Annotated in this window: 16 protein-coding genes and 1 pseudogene; 8 read left to right on the top strand and 9 right to left on the bottom strand. The window is 72.2% G+C overall.

Going from position 1 to position 16013, the window contains the following annotated elements; genetic code table 11:
- Positions 1 to 33 precede the first annotated feature (33 nt).
- Positions 34 to 1014, top strand: a complete 981-nt coding sequence (locus tag FHX71_RS14575) for a pyridoxamine 5'-phosphate oxidase family protein (RefSeq protein WP_182617454.1) — start codon at positions 34 to 36, stop codon at positions 1012 to 1014.
- A gap of 31 nt (positions 1015 to 1045) precedes the next feature.
- Here the strand turns inward: FHX71_RS14575 and FHX71_RS14570 are convergent, their stop codons facing one another.
- Genes FHX71_RS14570 through FHX71_RS14560 form a run of 3 tightly spaced genes read right to left on the bottom strand, consistent with a single transcriptional unit; the run spans position 1046 to position 3854 of the window.
- Positions 1046 to 2080: an NAD(P)-dependent alcohol dehydrogenase gene (locus FHX71_RS14570; RefSeq protein ID WP_220489689.1), complete on the bottom strand. Its 1035-nt coding sequence runs from the start codon at positions 2078 to 2080 to the stop codon at positions 1046 to 1048.
- Positions 2077 to 2808: an iron-sulfur cluster assembly protein gene (locus tag FHX71_RS14565; protein ID WP_182617452.1), complete on the bottom strand. Its 732-nt coding sequence runs from the start codon at positions 2806 to 2808 to the stop codon at positions 2077 to 2079. Before FHX71_RS14565 ends, FHX71_RS14570 begins: the two co-directional genes overlap by 4 nt.
- Complete coding sequence (locus tag FHX71_RS14560; protein ID WP_182617450.1) at positions 2805 to 3854, bottom strand: amidohydrolase family protein; 1050 nt, start codon at positions 3852 to 3854, stop codon at positions 2805 to 2807. The genes FHX71_RS14565 and FHX71_RS14560 overlap by 4 nt, the downstream gene beginning before the upstream one ends.
- Before the next feature lie 173 nt (positions 3855 to 4027).
- On the opposite strand from FHX71_RS14560, the gene FHX71_RS14555 reads away from it, so the two are divergent.
- Entirely contained in the window at positions 4028 to 5557 is a 1530-nt protein-coding gene (locus FHX71_RS14555; protein ID WP_182617448.1) for an AAA-type ATPase lid domain-containing protein, read from the top strand.
- A gap of 22 nt (positions 5558 to 5579) precedes the next feature.
- Here FHX71_RS14555 and arfB read toward each other — a convergent pair whose 3' ends face one another.
- The 4 genes from arfB to FHX71_RS14535 form a co-directional block, all read right to left on the bottom strand.
- Positions 5580 to 6026, bottom strand: a complete 447-nt coding sequence (arfB, locus tag FHX71_RS14550; RefSeq protein ID WP_182617446.1) for an alternative ribosome rescue aminoacyl-tRNA hydrolase ArfB — start codon at positions 6024 to 6026, stop codon at positions 5580 to 5582.
- A gap of 47 nt (positions 6027 to 6073) precedes the next feature.
- Positions 6074 to 6949: a YwqG family protein gene (locus tag FHX71_RS14545; RefSeq protein ID WP_182617444.1), complete on the bottom strand. Its 876-nt coding sequence runs from the start codon at positions 6947 to 6949 to the stop codon at positions 6074 to 6076.
- 73 nt (positions 6950 to 7022) lie between these two features.
- A complete protein-coding gene (locus tag FHX71_RS14540; RefSeq protein ID WP_182618725.1) occupies positions 7023 to 8606 on the bottom strand; it encodes an HNH endonuclease in 1584 nt (527 codons plus the stop codon).
- A gap of 260 nt (positions 8607 to 8866) precedes the next feature.
- Positions 8867 to 9406 (bottom strand): DinB family protein, encoded by a 540-nt coding sequence (locus FHX71_RS14535; RefSeq protein ID WP_182617442.1) that lies wholly within the window; start codon positions 9404 to 9406, stop codon positions 8867 to 8869.
- Positions 9407 to 9465: 59 nt separating this feature from the next.
- On the opposite strand from FHX71_RS14535, the gene FHX71_RS14530 reads away from it, so the two are divergent.
- The 4 genes and pseudogenes from FHX71_RS14530 to FHX71_RS14520 all read left to right on the top strand — a co-directional run bounded on the left by FHX71_RS14530 (position 9466) and on the right by FHX71_RS14520 (position 12231).
- Positions 9466 to 10395: an alpha/beta fold hydrolase gene (locus FHX71_RS14530; protein ID WP_182617439.1), complete on the top strand. Its 930-nt coding sequence runs from the start codon at positions 9466 to 9468 to the stop codon at positions 10393 to 10395.
- A 65-nt stretch (positions 10396 to 10460) separates the two neighbouring features.
- Positions 10461 to 10601 (top strand): annotated as a pseudogene (locus FHX71_RS30300) (NUDIX hydrolase); the annotation flags it as partial.
- A 100-nt stretch (positions 10602 to 10701) separates the two neighbouring features.
- Positions 10702 to 10944, top strand: a complete 243-nt coding sequence (locus FHX71_RS30295; protein WP_376770140.1) for a hypothetical protein — start codon at positions 10702 to 10704, stop codon at positions 10942 to 10944.
- Positions 10945 to 10989: 45 nt separating this feature from the next.
- Positions 10990 to 12231 carry a hypothetical protein gene (locus FHX71_RS14520; RefSeq protein ID WP_182617437.1) on the top strand — a complete coding sequence of 414 codons (1242 nt, stop codon included), beginning with the start codon at positions 10990 to 10992 and terminating at the stop codon, positions 12229 to 12231.
- A gap of 87 nt (positions 12232 to 12318) precedes the next feature.
- On the opposite strand, the gene FHX71_RS14515 is transcribed toward FHX71_RS14520, so the two are convergent.
- Positions 12319 to 12972, bottom strand: coding sequence for a hypothetical protein (locus tag FHX71_RS14515; protein ID WP_182617434.1), 654 nt, complete (start codon positions 12970 to 12972; stop codon positions 12319 to 12321).
- Positions 12973 to 13011: 39 nt separating this feature from the next.
- Between FHX71_RS14515 and FHX71_RS14510 the strand changes: the two genes are divergently transcribed.
- Positions 13012 to 13440: a YunG family protein gene (locus FHX71_RS14510; RefSeq protein ID WP_312877050.1), complete on the top strand. Its 429-nt coding sequence runs from the start codon at positions 13012 to 13014 to the stop codon at positions 13438 to 13440.
- On the opposite strand, the gene FHX71_RS14505 is transcribed toward FHX71_RS14510, so the two are convergent.
- Entirely contained in the window at positions 13421 to 15277 is a 1857-nt protein-coding gene (locus tag FHX71_RS14505; protein ID WP_182617432.1) for a LamG-like jellyroll fold domain-containing protein, read from the bottom strand. The two genes, FHX71_RS14510 and FHX71_RS14505, sit on opposite strands and share 20 nt — an antisense overlap.
- Positions 15278 to 15465: 188 nt before the next feature.
- Here FHX71_RS14505 and FHX71_RS14500 point away from each other — a divergent pair, with 188 nt between their 5' ends.
- Positions 15466 to 15951: a DUF1269 domain-containing protein gene (locus FHX71_RS14500; RefSeq protein WP_182617430.1), complete on the top strand. Its 486-nt coding sequence runs from the start codon at positions 15466 to 15468 to the stop codon at positions 15949 to 15951.
- The last annotated feature ends 62 nt before the right edge of the window (positions 15952 to 16013 follow it).

Here is a 16013-nt window from a genome sequence, read left to right as displayed (position 1 = left end):
CCCGCTCCGGAACCCGTACGGAAGAGACTCCTCATGGAACACGACCAGCTGGTCGATCCAGGTGTTGCCCGCATCATGTCGTCCTACCTGACCTGCGAGGTCGCCACCATCTCGCGGTCCGGCACCCCGGTCGCGTGGCCGGTGTCCGGCGTCTGGCGGCCCGCCGACCAGACCTTCGTGCTGTCCACGTCGATCGGGTTCGCCCAGAAGGCGCTCAACGTGCGCCGCGACCCCCGCGTCGCCCTCCTGTTCTCGGACCCGACGGGCAGCGGCCTGGACCTCTCGGTGCCGGACCGGCCGGGCCAGGTGCTGCTCCAGGGCGAGGGCGAGAGCCCGGACGAGATCGTGACCAGCTTCGCGCGCAACGCCGACCTGTGGCAGCGGATCTCGTCGGCGCAGCCGTCGTCGCGCGCCCTGTCGACCGGGGGGCTCGTCCGCCGCCTCCTGGACGTGTACTACATGCGGCTGATCATCAGCGTGACGCCCGTCGTCGTCACGACACGCCCGGCGCTGCCCGCCCCGAGGGGGCCGCTGTCCGTCCCCGCGATGCCCGGCCTGCCGGCCCCGGTCGCCCGGGAGCTCGGCAGCTTCACCAGCGGCGTCCTGGCCCGGCTCGACGACGACGGGCGGCCCACCCTGGAGCGCGTGGTCCCCGTGGCCGCCGACGGCGGCCTGCTGGTCCCCGGCGTCGACGCGAAGCCGGGTCCGGCGAGCCTGCTCTTCCACCGGCACGACGAGCAGCTCGCCGGGAACCGGAGCTTCGTGGTGCTCGGGGAGCTCACGGTGTCTGACGGCGGCGCGTCCGAGGGCGGTGTGTCCGACGGCGGCCTCGTGTTCCGCCCGGAGCGCGTCGTCGAGGGCGTCCGGACCGCGGGCCTGCTGACGCCGTTCCGGTTCGTCCGCGGCCTGCGCGCCCGGGCCCAGGCCTACCTGGACCGGCGGGGCCTGGAGCGCCCGACGGTCGCGTGGGAGGAGCTCGACGCCATCCACGCGGCCGTCGACGCCGCGCGCTGACGCCCCGGGGGCGCGCCTGCTGGACCAGGGCCTACGGGACCAGGATGGCGCGCCCCCGGACCCGCCCGGCGTCGAGGTCGTCGATCGCCGTCTGGAAGTCGTCGAGCGCGTACTTCGCGGTGTGCAGCGTGACCGCGCCCCGGGCGGCGAGCACCATCAGCTCGCACAGGTCGTTGTACGACCCGACGAGGTTGCCGATGATGTTGATCTCGCTGGAGATGACGTCGATGGTCGGCACGTCGATGTTCTCGCCGTACCCGACCACGTGGTAGTCGCCGGCCTCGCGCAGCATCCGCAGGCCCTCCGACGTCGCGCCGCCCTCGCCCACGAAGTCGACCACCACCTCGGCGCCGCTCCCGCCGGTCGCCGCGAGCACCTCCTCGACGTGCGCGCCGTCGGCCACGATCCCGTGGTCGGCCCCGATGTCCAGGGCGAGCTTGAGCGCGTCGGGGTTGCGGTCGACGACGATCAGCTCGGCCGGGGTGAGCGCCTTGAGCACCTGGATGCCGATGTGCCCCAGGCCGCCGGCCCCGATGACGACGCACCGGTCGCGCGCCGTCAGCCGCCGGGCCGCCTTCGCGGCCGCGTGGTACGCCGTCAGACCGGCGTCGGCCAGGGCGGCGACGTCGGACGGCTCCAGCCGGTCGTCGATCCGCACCACGCTGCGCGCGGAGGTACGCAGGTACTCCGCGTACCCGCCGTGGGTGTCGATGCCGGGGAACGCGCTGACCTCGCAGTGCACGTCGTCGCCGGACCTGCACGCGCGGCACAGGCCGCAGGTGATCAGCGGGTGCACGATCACCTTGTCGCCCTCGGCGACGTTGGTCACCGCGCTGCCGACGGCGTGTACCCACCCGGCGTTCTCGTGCCCGATCGTGTACGGCAGGGTCACGCCGGACTTCTGCGCCCACTGCCCCTCGAGGATGTGCAGGTCGGTGCGGCACACCCCGGCCCCGCCGATCTTCACGACGACGTCGAACGGGCCGGTGGGCTCGGGGACGTCGACCTCGGTCAGCTCGAGGTTCTGGTGGTAGCCGACCACCTGGACGGCTCGCATCCTGGTCATGACGTGTGCTCCTTGGTGGGGGACTGGTCCTTCTCGGACCCGGGGTAGCGGGTGCGCAGCAGGCCGCGGCAGAAGTGGGCGTTGCCCTCCACGGAGATGCGGGTGGACCGCGCGCGGCGCAGCGCCATCGGCGCCCGGTCCGGCGCGTAGCCGGTGTTCTCGTGGTCGACCAGCACCAGCGCGTCGGCGTCGTCGGGCAGGCCGATCGCGGCCCGACGGCGCAGCAGGGCCGCCGTCGTCGCGTCGTCCGGGAGGTCCCAGAGGCGGATGGTGCCCAGCTCGGTCACCTGCACGGCAGGCCGGGCCCGAAGCAGCGCGGTCAGGGCGCGCTCCATGGCCGCCGTGTGGGCCTTGCGCCGGAACGTGGTGCGCAGCTCGTCGAGGTCCTGCTCGGCCTCGTGCTTGAACGTGCCCCGGTACCCGGCGTCGGCGGCGAGGCCCGCGTTGATGATCGCCGAGTCGTGGTGGTCGTCGAGCTCGACGACGACGTGCGTCACGCCGGGCAGCGCCGTCAGGGCGTCCTTGCTGTCGGACGCCATGAGGTAGGCGAAGTTCGGCGAGCAGAACGACGTGGGCATCCGCAGGTGCACCTCGACGCGGCCGCCGTCGAGCGCGACCGAGCGCACGAACCCGAGGTCGGTGATCGGCTCGTCCAGCTCCGGGTCGATGACGACGCCGAGCGCGCCGCGCACGTCGGCCTCGGTCGGCACCCGCGTGAGCGTGCTCATCGCGCGCCCGCCAGGTCGGCACGCTCCGGCTCCCGCGGGCCGACGGCGGGCTCGCCGGCGTCGGGCAGCCGCAGCTCCTCCGGCACCTCGATGCCGTACATCTTCGCGGCGTTCAGGCCCAGGATCTTCTTCTTCTGCGCGGTGGTGATGGGGCCGTACTCGGCCGACATGTCGTCCGGGATCTGGAAGTCGACGAACGCCTCGACGAGCCAGCGCGGCGTCCACAGCGCGTAGTCGGAGGAGAACTGGATGCGGTCCTCGCCGACCCAGTACAGGAGCTCGCCCATGATCTGCGCGAAGTAGCGCGGCCGCGTGTGGATGAACGGCATCGCCACGGCCAGGCCGCCGTGCACGTTCGGCTCCTGCGTGGCGATCCAGCAGAAGTCCTCCAGCCGCGGCAGGCCCACGTGCTCCACCACAAAGTTCAGGTCGGTGAAGTCGCTGGCCACGTGGTCGATGTCCGCGACGTCGAACGCGTCCCGGTCCAGGGGCCGGATCGTGGGGCCCTTGTGCACGTGGATGTTGGTGATGCCCAGCTCGCGGCACGCCTCGAAGTACCGGTACGCCCAGGGGTCGCTGAGCTTGTAGCCGCGCGACTCGCCGTGCCACTCCGCGGTGTAGAGCTTCACGCCCTTGAGGTTCATCCGCTCGGCGTCGGCCCGGAGCTGGTCCAGGCCCGCCTCGCCGTTGCGCGGGTCGAAGTGGTGGTTGTACGTGAGGCGGCCGGGGTCGGCCTGCGCGAGGGCGAACGCCTCCTCGGTCTGCCCGAACCCGTTGACGTAGAACTCGCCGAGGTGCGCCGGCTGGAAGATCGCGTGGTCCACGTAGCCGTCCTCGAAGAGGTCTCTCTTCAGGCGCTCGCCGCCCTGGTAGAGGTACTCCTCGTACGACCACTTCTCCGACTCCGGCGACAGGTTCGCGTGGTAGTCGTAGAAGCAGTCGATGAACTGCTTGCCGTGCACGTTGCGCTGGTTCTCCGGCCGCGCGTCCCACAGGGCGATGTGCGCGTCGACGATGAAGTAGCGCTCGCCGTCCTTGGTGTACATGCTGTTCTCCGTCCCTCGGTGACCTCGTCGACACCGACTGCCGCGAACGTATGTCGGCGCGGGACGGCGCAGCAGGGGTCCGGTGTCTCAATCTGAGACGGCGGCCCGACGGCGGCATCGCGGGCCCGGTTGTAGCGTGGGCCGGACGCCAGGACGGACTGACGGAGGCTCCGATGCGCGAAGGGCACCTGCCGGAGCGGGCACGGCTGCATGACGCCTCCGTCGTGCCCGTACCCCAGCGGCTCCTCGACTCCTGGCAGCGCAGCGAGGAGTACGGCGTGCCGCTCGACGACGTCGAGCCGGTGTTCACGGGTACGTACGACGACGAGTCGCTGTTCTTCGAGTGCGGCCGCGAGGTGCTGACCAACCTGCACCGCACGCTCGCGAACGAGCCCGTCAGCCTCATGCTCACCGACGCCGACGGCCTGGTGCTCAACCGGCTGAGCGGGGACCGGTCGCTGCTGCGGGCGCTCGACGCCGTCCACCTCGCGCCCGGGTTCTCGTACGCGGAACGGGAGGCCGGGACCAACGGCCTCGGGCTCGCGCTGGCCGACCGGGCACCGACCGTGGTGCGCGCTGACGAGCACTACGCGCTGAGCCTGTGCACCTACACCTGCGCGGCCGCGCCCGTCCTGGACCCGCTCACCGGGCGGGTCGAGGGCGCCGTGAACCTCACGACCTGGTCGAAGTCGTCGAGCGACCTGCTGCTCGCGCTCGCCCAGTCGGCGGCCGGGACGACGGCGGCGATGATGCTGGCCCGCTCACGCGGCCGGCGGCCCCGGCCCCAGCCGCGCGGCGAGGTCTTCCGCATCGAGAAGCCCCGCCTGGAGCCGGGCGCCGGGACCCTGGACGGGCTGTCCGGGCCGTGGACCGAGGCCGCCGCGCGTGCGAGCGCGGGCGTCGCCGAGGGGCGCGTCGTCGCGGCGGTCGGCGAACCCGGGTCCGGCCGGGCGACGCTGCTGGCCCAGGCGCTGCGGTCGGTCCGACCCCGGGACCGCATCCTGGCGGCGAGCGCTCCGGCGCCGCAGGACATCGAGCCCTGGCTCGGCCTGTGGACCCCCGAGCTCGACAAGCCGCACACCGCCGTCGTCCTGCGCGACGTCGAGGCTCTGCCGTTGTGGGTCGCCGAACGGCTGCGTGACCTGGTGCTCGCGGCGCGGGCCGGTTCCGTTGGCGGTGGTGGTGCCGGCTCGGCTGATGGCGGTGGCGGTGCTGCCGGCGGCGACGCCCCGCGGATCGTCCTCGCGGTCACGGCCGAGCGCCTGGAGGACGTCCCGGCGCCGCTGGCATCCCTGGTCGAGTCCGTGGTCGAGGTGCCCCCGCTGCGCGAGCGGCCCGACGACGTGCTGCCACTGGCCCGGCAGATCGCCCGCCGGCTGCGGGGGCACGAGATCGTGTTCACGCGGACCGCCGAGCGTGCCCTGCACAACCACGCCTGGCCGGGCAACGTGCGGGCGCTCACCGACGCGGTCCGGTTCGCGGCGACGCGCGCCGACGTCGTCGACCTGCGGCACCTGCCGCCCGAGGTGCTGTCCGGCACGTCGCACCGGCTGTCCCGGATCGAGGCGTTCGAGCGCGACGAGATCGTGCGGGTCCTGAGCCGGCACGCGTCGTCGATGAAGGCCGCCGCCGACGAGCTCGGCATGAGCCGGGCGACCCTGTACCGCAAGATCTCGCAGTACGGCATCGACATCCCGCGCTGACCTGACATTCCGCGCTGACCCGTCAGTCCTCGCGTCTCGGCTTCGACGAGCGGAGCTTCTTCGTCGCCGACCGCTGCTTCTTGGCGGTCAGCCGCCGCTCCTTCGAGCCTCGGGTGGCGCGCGTCGCCTTCCGGGTCCGTGGGCCGGGTGCCAGGCCGTCTGCGATGAGCGCGACCAGCCGCGTGGCGGCGGCGTCGCGGTTGCGCCGCTGCTCCCGGTGCTCGGAGGCGACGACGGTGAGCACCCCGTCCACGAGTCGGCTGGACAGCCGCTCCGTGAGGCGCTCGCGCTGGGTGTCGTTCAGCACGGCCGAGCGCGCGACGTCCCAGGACAGCTCGACGCGCGAGTCGGTCGTGTTCACGCCCTGCCCGCCCGGGCCGGAGGAGCGCGAGAACCGCTCGGTGAGCTCGGCGCGGGGGATCGTCAGTGCGCGGCTGACGTCGAGACCGGGGCGGACGGGGGAGGGCATGTGCCCCATGGTCTCGCACCGGATGGAGCACCGACGTCGGGGTCGCCCTACATGACGTACCGCTGGACCGGGTGGTCCCAGGACTCGGTGCAGTAGAAGAGCTGGAGGTTGGTCCAGTTGCCGAGCACCAGCCCGGTGGGCTCGCTGCACTCCCGGCCGCGCGGCTCGGCAGCCGGAGGCACGAGATAGCTCGTGGTGGTCGTCCGGTCCGTGTGGGCGACCTCGGTGCTGGCCAGGCTGAGCAGCGGGCTGAGCGGCGTACCGCAGTCGCAGACGAAGGCGCCGAAGTACGGTCCGCCGACCCCGCAGTCCGCATGCCATCCGCCGACCTTGGACCCGTCGGCGAAGGACCGCACGCGGTTGTAATGGCTGTCCAGCTCGTCGTCGCGGCGTTGCGCATGGTCGTCGAAAGCCTGGCCGAGCACCCAGGCCGGCGGGTACTCGGTGACACGCTCCGGGACGAGCCGGCAGGGGACCGGTACATAACCCTTCGAGATGGTCTGGTCTCCCGCCGGACGCGGTACGTCGGCCAAGACCTCGGTGACGTCTTCCGACCGGCGCCAGACGACCATGAACCCGGCATCGGGTAGCCCAGTACGGAAGTAGTCCATGTCGAAGGCATCGACGTTGTCGTCGGGACACCACAGGATCTGCAGGACGTCCCTGTCCTTGGGGTGTGCCAGCTCCGGGAAGTCGCGGACCCAGAGCTGGAGCACCGCGACCAGGGGGATGGCCTCTTGGTCGTAGGGCACCTGCGCCGTCGGCCACGGCTCGTCGGCCGGCCACAGCAACGGTCCGCCGATCGACGACTCGTGTACCTCGGGTGTGCCCGGGCGCGGATGCAGCAGCGTCGTCGTGCGCTCGTACCCGGCCAGCTCGGGAAAGACGGTGGTGATGTCCGACGGCGGGGGCGGAGTGTTCACGGGACCGCATCCTGCCAGGGGATCTGGACGGGGCGCTTCACGGGGACCGCGGAGGACGCTGCGGTCGTCAGCGTCAGGTGGGGTGGCTCCAGGAGAAGTCGGGTCGACGTCTTCGGGCGCGGGCTCGACCCGGGCGTGATCGGCGGGGTGGCGGGCTCGGTCGGTAGGCGATCGCGCCATGGGCCGTGGTGGTGTGGCAGCCGATCGAGTAGCGGCTGCGCGGGGTGCGGTCGTGTGCGGGGCCGGTCATGCCGACGGCTGGGGTCCATGGGGGTGCCGTGACGCGGTCGGGGGTCGAGTCGAGGTCTCGGCCTGTCTGACCGGTTGCCAGTGAGCCGTCGGGTGCTGCGCCGGTGGAGTTCGTGTCAGGGGCTGCGGTCGCGTCTCGGGTCTTGCTCGGCCTGGGTGGTGTGGGCGCGACCGAGACATAGGTGTGCCCGGTCGGTGTGATGGTCTCGACGGCGTGGAGTCCGTCGAGCTGGGTGGTCTTCTGTGACCAGCCGGGTGCCTGCTTGGCGTGGTTGCATCTGGCGCACAGGCTTTGGCCGTTGTCGAGGCTGGTGGGGCCGCCGTCGGTGTGCGGGGTGATGTGGTCTGTGTGTCGGATGGGGGCGTCGCACCAGGTGGTGGCGCAGATGCCCTGTTCCCTGGCGCGCAAGAGTGCTGCGAGGCCCTGGGGGTGGAACCGGGACGTCGACGTCGTGGCCAGCAGTCGGCCGTGTGGGTTGACGTAGATCGAGCGGAGCCAGGCGGTGTCGGTGTCGATCGCGTGGGCTGCGAGGTGTCGGGCGACCGGGGCCGGAACGACCCCCGCGCCGACGGGGGCGCCCTCGACCACCACGGCCGGCTGGTTGCCGTCGGCCAGCAGGGTCTGGTCGGACACGAGGAGGTTGATCGTGACCGGCACGTCGTCCGCGTGCCCGGGTTCGCGGGCGGTGACACGTTCGATGAGGGTGTCGGCCATGATCTGCCCGGTTCCACGTTCGTCCCCGCCGGCCTTGAGGGCTTCGGCGTGGGTCTTGAGCTGGGCGTAGGCCTGCACACCCTGCGCCATCGGGACCAGGGCGGTCAAGTAGACCATCAGGTCGGGCGCCGGACGCACCGAGACCCGCCGCTCCGAGACGGCCTTGGCGTTGCGCTTCACGCAGGCGTGCACGTCCAACTGTGCGGCAAGTTCCTTGATCCGGGCGATCAGCCGCCGGGTCCCCATCCGCGCCAGTTCGGCCAGATGCGCGGGACCACAGATCTCCTCGTCGACCAGCGCGCGGTGCTCCAGCGACAGGTGCGAGGTCTCCCGCACCAGGAGCGTGGCCCGCCATTCCGACAGCACCCCGGACTGCAGGGCCGCGAACGTGTGCGGCATCTGCGTGACCCAGACCCGGGACGTGCTCACGAACCCGGCACCAGCATGCGGGCTCACCCGCAACGCGGCACCGACCTGGTTCGGCACACCACGACCCTGCCGCTCGGCCCGGATGCTCTGCCGGGCCTCGTCAGCACGAGTGGCTTCGTCCAACACCACAGCCAACCGGGCCTGGGTCGCCGTGATCGCGTTCTTCACGGCCTCCAGCTCGGCGAGCAGGTCCACCCACTCGGCCTGAACAGCACCCGAGACAAGACCACCAGACCCAACATCGGCGGCACCAGGCAGGATCATGCCCGCCAGTGCCTGACGCACCGCCCGCACGCCCGCCAATCCATCGACGGCGTCGGGCGGCGGAGCGCCGTCGGGCAGCACCGATCGAGCAGGCTCCCTGCCCGCCGATCCTGGCACTCCACCCGTCCGCGTCATGCCATCAACGTATGGCACGCACGTTCGCACCGCCCGCCGAGCCGACCCCGATCTGCCCACAGCAGAAACGGCCGCCCGGCTTCCGGACGAGCGGCGGCCGGCGCCCCCGATCCGCCGCTGACGACCTAGATCCCGACCGACCCGTCGATCGCCTCCCGGATCAGGTCCGCGTGCCCGAGGTGCCGGGCGTACTCCTGGATCAGGTGGAGCAGGATCCACCGCAGCGAGGCCTCCTGGCCCTCCCAGAACGGTTCCTGCGCGAGCGTGCCGAGGTCCTCGGTCTCGGCCACGATCTGCTCCGTGCTGCGCTGGGCCTCGTCCAGCCAGGTCAGGAGCTGCTCGGGCGAGTCGTCTGCGGCGGTGGCGAAGGTCCAGTCCTTCCGCCCCTGCTGCGCCTTGTACTGGGCGTACCAGGTCGGCGTCTCGACCGTCCCCGCGAACGTCACGTTCACCCAGGCCTGCTCGATGACGGCGAGGTGCTTCAGCAGACCGCCGAGCGACAGGTCGCTGGGCGCATGTCGGTAGGCGAGCAGGGTGCCGCTCAGCCCCGAGACCTTCCAGCGCAGCGTGTCGCGCTGGAACGCGAGGATCCCCAGGAGGGTCTGCTTCTCGTCGGCGGTGAAGGGGGTGTCGAAGCGCTCTGCGGGGTCGGTGATCGTCCTCATCCTGGAACCGTAGCGACGTCGGCCCGTGGGGTGGGGTGGGCTTCGTCTAGGTTCGGGGGATGACCTCCCCGAACCCGCTGCGTACCGGACACCTGCGCGTCGCCGACGGCAACGAGCTGTACTACGAGGCGTTCGGCAACCCCGACGGCCCGGCCGTGCTCTGGCTGCACGGAGGTCCGGGCAGCGGGTCGATGGCGGGCCACCGCCGCCGCATCGACTCGGATCGTCAGCAGGCGGTCACGTTCGACCAGCGGGGGTGCGGGCGCAGCCGCCCGCTCGTGACGGAGCGGCTGGACCTGCTGGACCAGAACACGACACCGGCCCAGATCGAGGACATCCAGGCCCTGCGCCGCCACCTCGGCATCGAGCGTTGGACCGTGACGGGCGCGTCCTGGGGCAGCACGCTCGCGCTCGCCTACGCGCAGGCCCACCCCGAGCGGGTGAGCGGGATCGCTCTCTTCGCCGTCACCAACACGTCGACCGAGGAGGTCGAGTGGATCACCGAGGCCATGGGCCGCGTCTTCCCCGAGGAGTGGGAGCTGTTCGACGGCGCCGTCGACCGGGAGCCGGGCGAACGCCTCGTCGACGCCTACGCCCGCGCGATGCGCGACCCGTCGCCCGACGTGCGAACGAACGCGGCGGCCGCGTGGGGGCGCTGGGAGGACACCCACGTCTCCCTCGGACCCGGGTGGAGCCCCGACCCGCGCTGGCAGGACCCGCCCGTGCGGGACGTGCTCGCCACGCTCGTGACCCACTACTGGTCGCACTCCGGGTTCGGCGGCGACGAGATCCTGGGCCGCATGGACCGGCTCGCGCAGGTGCCTGGTGTGCTCATCCACGGCCGGCACGACATCTCGGGGCCCGCCGTGACCGCGTGGCGGCTGCACCGCGCCTGGCCGGGGAGCGAGCTCCACGTGCTCGGTGACGGGCACGGCGGGCAGGACTCCGTGGTCGAGCTGACGCGCGCGATCGCGCGCTTCGCGGTCTAGGCCCGCCGTCCAGTTGCGCCGTCCAGGACAAGCCCCGGACGACGCCGCGCCGCAGACTGGGACCCATGGCGACGACGAGCGCGGGCCTCCTGCCCTTCCGGCGATTGCCCGACGGCGGGGTCGAGGTGCTGCTCGGCCACATGGGCGGGCCGTTCTGGGCCCGCAAGGACGCCGGGTCGTGGTCGCTGCTGAAGGGCGAGCTCGAACCCGGCGAGGACGCCCACGCCGCCGCGCTGCGCGAGGCCGCCGAGGAGCTCGGGCTGGAGCTGCCGCCGTCGTCGGGCCCCGGACCTGGTGCTCGGGGAGGTGAAGCAGCGCGCCGGCAAGGTGGTGCACGCCTGGGCGCGCGAGTGGCCGCAGCCCGGACCCGACCTGAGCCGGATCAGCAGCAACACGGTCGAGATCGAGTGGCCGCCCCGGTCCGGCAGGCGCATCGAGATCCCCGAGATCGACCGCGTCGCCTGGTTCGCGCCCGACGAGGCACGGCGCGTCGTCGTCAGCGCGCAGGCCGCGTTCGTGGACCGCCTCGTCGAGGCGCTCGCGGAATGACCGACATTCCTTTTCACCCGACGTCGTGACCCCTACGATCACACGATGGATCCCAGGCCCTCGAGCAGGGCACGACGCGTCATCGCGAGGTTCGGACGATCGACGGCCGGGGCGCTGAGATCCGGTGAGGAGCCGGTCGCGCGGTTCAACAGGAGTGCGTACGTCGCGCTCGGCGTCACGGTCCTGGCAGTCGTGGGGGTCGTCATCGGCTGGTTGCAGCTGCGCCACGACACGACGGCGTCCACGGTCGACGACGTGTCCCTGGTCGCGTCCGTCGACGAGAGCTACCCGTTCCCCCGGTTCGTACTCGACGCCTCGGTGGACCTGACCGACCTGCCGCAGCCGCTGGAGCTCTACTGCCAGCCGGAGCACGTCCGGTGGTTGCAGGACCACGGCACGCGCGTGGCCCCGATCACGATCGAGCTGACCAACACGGGCAGCGGCGGCGAGTACGTGCGCGTCTCCGACCTGCGTTTCCAGCGGGACGAGAACGCGCCGGACGCCAAGCCGTCCTTCGTCTTCGACTGCCGGTCTGCGGGGCTCGCGGAGGGGCTCAGCGCGACGCTGGCCCTGGGGGAGACCCCGGCGGACGACACGCTCACGGCGTTGCGGGAGGCTCAGGACGTGCCGGTCGCGTTCAACCTCGCGGCGGGCGAGTCCGGGTACGTCCAGCTCGGCTTCGGCCCGACGGCGCAGTCGGTCGCCGGCGACGTCGTCTTCGAGGTGGCCGCCGGCCAGGAGGTGAGCGACCGTCCGGTGGTGCGGGAGGGCACCGAGAAGTCGTTCGTCCTCCCCGGTCTGGGCACCCGGGAGGAACTGGTCGTGGCGCCGTCGACCCACCGCCGGGTGTACCAGTGCTCGATCGAGCACGGGCAGACCAACTGGAACTGCACGCCCACCGAGATCCAGGACGCCGTCGCCCAGCTCGCGTCGGACGCCGAGTTCACCGCCCCGGAACGAGCGGTGGAGACGTACGCGGCACCCGAGATCGAGGCGATCGTCGAGGAGTACGCGTGCCAGGACGCTTCCCGGCTCGGGGGTGAGGTCCGGGACTTCGTGAACCTCTATGTCGGGGAGAAGCTCATGGACCCGACCGACCTCGAGGGCGACGAGGTTGGCCCGACCGAGTACTCCCTCCTCAAGTCTTCGATCCCCGCGGTGGTCGAGGCCTGCGGCGCGGAGTACGCCGCCGAGACCGCGCGCGCGATGGTCGACACGACGGGCATGACGGCGGACGCGGGGAGCGCGCTGATCGCCCTGGCCGACGCCGGGGACGGCTCCCGGTAGGTCTCCCGGCGAGCCTCCCGGACCACAGAGGCGGGCCCCGGCGCCGTGCCGGGACCCGCCCCTGTTTACCTCGGATTCAGCCCAGGATCAGGGCTCGATCGTCGGCACGAAGTTGTCCAGCAGGAACTGCCCCTCGTCGCCCGGCGGCAGCTCGCCCATGAACCGGCTGACCACACCGGTCTCCTCCGACTGGACGAAGACCTGGAAGTCGATGGTCTCGACCCCCGGCGCGCCCCAGTGACCGGTCTGCGCGGCCGTGAGCACGGCCTCCGACGCACCGTCGACGTCGATGTACGAGGCGTAGTACCCGAGCTCGTTCAGCACCTCGGGGTCGGGCATCTCCTGGTCGTAGAACGGCGACTGCATGAGCACCCGCCAGTGCAGGTCGCCGAACTCGTCGGAGTAGATGGTCTCCGGCGACTCCCACTCGTGGCCGGGGCCGCCGTCGCCCACGACGGCGCGGCCGGTCCAGTCGGCCGGGAGCTTGTAGCCGACGCCGTCCGTCTCGGTGGACTGCCAGGTGTCCGTCGCGCCGTCGGTGGGCTCGCCCAGCTTGATCGGGATGCCGACCGGGTCGCACCCGGGCGGGTCCGCGACGTGGCTCGGCGCGTGCGCGGCGACGGCGGAGCACGCCACCTGCGACGGCGCGGCGACGGCGGCCGTCGTCGCCCCCGTGGTGAGGCCGACGACGAGGCCGGCCGTCAGGACGATGGAACGTGCCTTCTCGTGTGTGTGTCTCATACCCCCTACGACGCAGCGGGCGGGTGAAAGGTTGTGCGGGTGACCACCATCGACGTGCCGCCGACCCCGGTCGACCTCGTCGCGCTGCGCGAGGCGCTGGAGGCGTCCTGGGACGAGCGGACGTCGTACGGCGGCGTCCGGGAAGAGGGCAACCCGGCCCTCGGCCAGTGCTACCCGACGTCGCGCGTGGTGCAGCACTTCCTCCCGGCGGCCGAGATCGTCAAGGGCGTCGTCCGGACCCGGTACCGCGACGAGGTCCACTTCTGGAACGAGGTGCCGACCGACGTCGGCGTGCTCGCGGTCGACCTGACCTGGCAGCAGTTCCCGCCAGGCTCCGTCGTGACGGAGCGGCGGGTCCTGGACCGGGACGGGCTGGGTGACAGCCCGCCCACGGTCGCCCGGTGCGACCTGCTGCTGGCCCGGGTCCGGACGTACCTCGACGCGCGGGTCAGCGACCCCGCGCCGTGAGGAACTGGTTCGGGCGCAGGGCGCGCGACACGATCCGGGTGTCGCCGATCCAGCCGTAGAAGCCCTGCCCGTACTTCTCGGCGGACTGCGTGCCGCCGATCGCGAACGGCTTGCCGAGCGTGGAGATGCCGCGCGACTCCTCGGCGGCGTTGCGCACGATCTTGGAGCCGTCCACGTACATCACCGTGTGCCGGCCGTCGTTGACGAGCGCGACGTGCATCCAGCGGCCCACCGGGATCGCGTGGCTCCACGACGTCGGGTCGGCGTCGACGGGCACGGGGTAGACGACGAACTGCAGGAACCGCTCGCCCGACAGGTTGAGGCTGCACGTGGGCTCGTCGTCGGACCATCCGCTGTGCTTGCCGGCGTCGCCCGCGCGGCCCTCCCAGCTCAGGATGCCCATCCAGGAGTGGTCGCCCTCGAAGGGCTCGGGCAGCTTGAGGAACGTCTCGATCGTGTAGCCGGACTCGAACGTCGCGCTGTTCACCGGCGCGTCCGGCCCGGTCCGCAGCACGGCGCCGCGGTCGGGGGACTTGCCGCCGTCGAACCGCAGGCTGGCGCGGGCCGGCTGCGCGTCGTGGTGCTCGGCCGACCAGGTCAGCGCGTTCCGGTCGCTGGTGTGCAGCAGCTCGGAGGTCAGGTCGTTGCCGTTCCCGGTGAGGTCGCGGGCCACGGTGCCGGGTGCCACGTGAGCGCCGTCCGACCCCGCCGCGGCCAGTCCGGCCTCGTCGAAGCGCCAGTACGCGACCGTGCCGCGCGGCATCACGGCCGACGGCGGCAGCGGCGCGGGCAGCACCGGCGGCGCGAACGCCGCGAAGCGCTCGTCGAAGTCGATCTCGACGGTGAACCGGTCGACGTCGCCGCTCAGCTCGACGTGCTCCGCCTCCAGCGGCGTCGGCTCGTCCTTGGCGAGCAGCCAGGGCGAGAACGTCTCGACGTCGATCACGCCGCGCGCCAGGTCGAAGCCGTAGTACCGCACCATGCCCGCGCCGCCGTAGTAACGGTCCTGGTAGTTGGTGATGTGCAGGTGCACGGGGTGGCCGGCGTCGTTCGTCAGCGTCGTGCGGCCCGACGGCCAGTAGTGCCCGCCGAGCGCGAGGAAGATCTGGTCGTTGCCCTTGATGAGGCGGTCCCAGAGGCGCTGGCCGTTGTCGGAGAGGTGGGCCGTGCCGTCGTCCTCGGCCCAGACCAGGTCGTGCGTCGTCAGGATCGCGGGCAGCGCGGCGTGCTCGTCGAGCACACCCTGGGTCCAGGCCAGCCCGGCGTCGGACAGGCGCCAGTCCAGCGCCAGGACCAGCCACTCCCGGCCGCCGCCGCGGACCACGTGGTAGCTGTTGTAGCCGTCGGGGGAGGAACCGCCGTAGGTCTCCATCCGGCGGAAACGCTGGGGTCCGAACGTGCGCAGGTACGGCGAGTCGCCGCGCTGGTCGTCGCCGCTGACGTCGTGGTTGCCCGCCAGCACGCTGTACGGGAGGCGGCCGGCGGCGTCGAACGCGCGGCTCGCGGCACGCATCTCGGTCTCGGTGCCGTGCTCGGTCACGTCACCGAGCTGCGTCATGAAGACGATGTTGTCCTGCGCGCGCTCGCGGTCGAGGTGACGCAGCGTGGCACGCACGGGCTCGGCGTCGGAACCGCCGTCGTCCAGCAGGTACTGCGTGTCGGGGAGGACGGCGATGGTGAACCGCTGGGCGGTCGTGTCGGGGCGCCCGCCGTGCGGGGTCGTCGCCGACGGCGCGGCTGCGGCGGTGGCCGGCGTCGTCCCGGCGGCAGCTGCCGACAGGATCGGGACGGCGGCTGCTGCCCGGAACAGGGACCGGCGGGAGAGGCTGTTTTCCACGGGTGAGATCGTGGCGCCGTCGTCTGGCGCCGGGGTGACGCGCGGCCTAACGGAGGCTGACGATCGGGCTCCGTCGCGCCCGGTGCCGGCCCGGCGGCCCCGGATCTGTTCGGCAAGCGCGGCGCGGGAGCCGGTGCGACGATCGAGAGGCGGGGGCGCTCGATCGTGCCAGGAGGATGAGGATCACGATGACCACGTTCACCGTCTGGAAGTTCGACGACCCCGAGGGCGCGCAGGCCGCGGCCTCGAACCTCAAGCAGGCGGCCTCGGAAGGGCTGATCACGGTCGTCGACCACGCCGTGGTGTCCTGGCCCGTCGGGCAGGCGACCCCTACCACCAAGCAGGCCCACGAGGGCGAGTGGCGCGGCACCGGGTGGGGCGCGTTCTGGGGGCTGCTCCTGGGCACCCTGTTCTTCATGCCGCTCATCGGCGCTGCCGCCGGTGCGGCGATCGGAGCCCTGGCCAAACACACGGAGGCCGTCGGCATCGACAAGACGCAGCTGGAGACGATCCGGGAACAGGTCACGGTCGGCACGTCCGCGCTGTTCGCCGTGACCCAGGACGGCGACATCGACCGCGTGGGCGAACGCTTCCACGGCATGCGGGGCAAGCTGATCGCGACCAACCTCACCGACGCGGAGCGGTCGACGCTGCTGGAGACGTTCGGGAGCTGAGGCCCTGGCCCGGCGAGGGTTGTGCCCGCCGGTCGTGTCAGTGGGTGCCCGTACCGTGCGGA

Source organism: Promicromonospora sukumoe (assembly GCF_014137995.1).
Taxonomy (GTDB): domain Bacteria; phylum Actinomycetota; class Actinomycetes; order Actinomycetales; family Cellulomonadaceae; genus Promicromonospora; species Promicromonospora sukumoe.
Note: the sequence above shows the minus strand (reverse complement) of the source record. Positions and strands in the feature narration are given on the sequence as shown.

Excerpts from the sequence above, each read along its gene's own strand:
- FHX71_RS14500 (WP_182617430.1), top strand. The coding sequence starts at position 15,466 with ATGACCACGTTCACCGTCTGGAAGTTCGACGACCCCGAGGGCGCGCAG.
- FHX71_RS14555 (WP_182617448.1), top strand. The coding sequence starts at position 4,028 with ATGCGCGAAGGGCACCTGCCGGAGCGGGCACGGCTGCATGACGCCTCC.
- FHX71_RS14560 (WP_182617450.1), bottom strand. The coding sequence starts at position 3,854 with ATGTACACCAAGGACGGCGAGCGCTACTTCATCGTCGACGCGCACATC.
- FHX71_RS14565 (WP_182617452.1), bottom strand. The coding sequence starts at position 2,808 with ATGAGCACGCTCACGCGGGTGCCGACCGAGGCCGACGTGCGCGGCGCG.
- FHX71_RS14515 (WP_182617434.1), bottom strand. The coding sequence starts at position 12,972 with ATGAGACACACACACGAGAAGGCACGTTCCATCGTCCTGACGGCCGGC.
- FHX71_RS14540 (WP_182618725.1), bottom strand. The coding sequence starts at position 8,606 with ATGATCCTGCCTGGTGCCGCCGATGTTGGGTCTGGTGGTCTTGTCTCG.
- FHX71_RS14530 (WP_182617439.1), top strand. The coding sequence starts at position 9,466 with ATGACCTCCCCGAACCCGCTGCGTACCGGACACCTGCGCGTCGCCGAC.
- arfB (WP_182617446.1), bottom strand. The coding sequence starts at position 6,026 with ATGCCCTCCCCCGTCCGCCCCGGTCTCGACGTCAGCCGCGCACTGACG.
- FHX71_RS14520 (WP_182617437.1), top strand. The coding sequence starts at position 10,990 with ATGGATCCCAGGCCCTCGAGCAGGGCACGACGCGTCATCGCGAGGTTC.
- FHX71_RS14570 (WP_220489689.1), bottom strand. The coding sequence starts at position 2,080 with ATGACCAGGATGCGAGCCGTCCAGGTGGTCGGCTACCACCAGAACCTC.
- FHX71_RS14535 (WP_182617442.1), bottom strand. The coding sequence starts at position 9,406 with ATGAGGACGATCACCGACCCCGCAGAGCGCTTCGACACCCCCTTCACC.
- FHX71_RS14575 (WP_182617454.1), top strand. The coding sequence starts at position 34 with ATGGAACACGACCAGCTGGTCGATCCAGGTGTTGCCCGCATCATGTCG.